The organism is Aminobacter sp. P4_D5 (genome assembly GCF_056401815.1).
This window is the reverse complement of the sequence record NZ_JBFUIP010001028.1, coordinates 1-598: the sequence shown is the minus strand read 5'-3', so window position 1 is coordinate 598 and position 598 is coordinate 1. Positions and strand designations below refer to the sequence as shown.

Annotated in this window: 1 protein-coding gene; it reads right to left on the bottom strand. The window is 61.5% G+C overall.

Features of this window, described 5'->3' with window-relative positions; translation table 11 throughout:
- Positions 1-71: 71 nt before the first annotated feature.
- Positions 72-598: 3'-5' exonuclease (locus AC1DWF_RS36460; RefSeq protein WP_476843316.1), on the bottom strand; the 527-nt coding region annotated here is incomplete at its 5' end.

Below are 598 nucleotides of genomic sequence, written 5' to 3'. Positions count from 1 at the left end.
TTTATGCTTTCGAGCTTGGCCACCATCAATCGACGCTCCTCTGCCGCCTGTTAATAGTAGATCTGATCTGGCTAACGACCTGGCTCATCGCTCTTCCTATGTTGCTCTACCAATATCAGACTGAACAGCTCAGCCTGATACTGCGCGTCGCGAAGGGCGTTGTGGTCGCCGTGCAGCCTGGGCCGGACACGCTCGGCGATCCGACTGGAGCGAGTGTCGGCCCAGCTGCAGCCCGTCACCCCCATGTAAAGCGCCTTAATGTCGAGCGCGGTGAACCCGAACGGGTTTTCGCCAATGAAGCGGTGGAAGTAGTAATTGACGAACGACCAGTCGAAGGGTGCGTTGAAGCCGACGAAGACGGGATTGGCCTCGACCCCTGCGGCCGCCTCGATCCAGTGCCGGAACCGCGTCATCGCCAACTTGGCTTCCAACCCGGTCTGCCGCAGCCTCTCGAGCGAGAGGCCCGACACCTCCAGCGCTGCGGGATCGGCTTTATCGTTGATCGGCTTAAGCTCGCACGCGAACGTGACGTCGGGAGCCGCCACGAGGCACGCGCCGATCGAGAGCAGACTGTACTCACCCGGGATCGGTCCGGCCG